The sequence below is a fragment of the Nocardioides sp. CF8 genome, from assembly GCF_000389985.1.
In the GTDB taxonomy this organism is placed as follows: Bacteria; Actinomycetota; Actinomycetes; order Propionibacteriales; family Nocardioidaceae; genus Nocardioides; species Nocardioides allogilvus.
This window is the reverse complement of the sequence record NZ_CM001852.1, coordinates 4,212,376-4,212,789: the sequence shown is the minus strand read 5'-3', so window position 1 is coordinate 4,212,789 and position 414 is coordinate 4,212,376. Positions and strand designations below refer to the sequence as shown.

At 71.5% G+C, this 414-nt stretch carries 1 protein-coding gene; it reads left to right on the top strand.

Features of this window, described 5'->3' with window-relative positions:
* Positions 1–132: 132 nt before the first annotated feature.
* A partial coding sequence (locus CF8_RS23750) for a hypothetical protein (protein ID WP_198016916.1) occupies positions 133–414 on the top strand: 282 nt, incomplete at its 3' end.

Below are 414 nucleotides of genomic sequence, written 5' to 3'. Positions count from 1 at the left end.
CCCGGGCAGGGATTCGGGGCAGGCGCGCACCCCCGCGATGAACCCATCACCCGCCTGGTCTCGGTCGCAGACGCGATCGGCAGGAGCCTGCGCAACACCAGCTGGCCACCGGCGAGCCGGCCCGATCGGCGCATGACCCAGATGACCAGGACCCTCGGTCACGCCAGCGACCTGGTGCACCGCTACGGCGCCGACATCCCGGTCCAGCGCGCCGAGAGCTTCCGCGACCTCGAGGCCGCTCGCGCCCGGATCATGCACGCCCTGTACGTCAGCGCCCACGCCGTCGGTGTCTCCCTGCACCAGCACGGCCACAACCGGTACCAGGACGCCCTCGGCACTAACCGGCCCATCGAGCTCAACCAGCGTCACTCCCCCCACGCAGTACCGCCGACCACCGAGTGGATCCGCCGCATG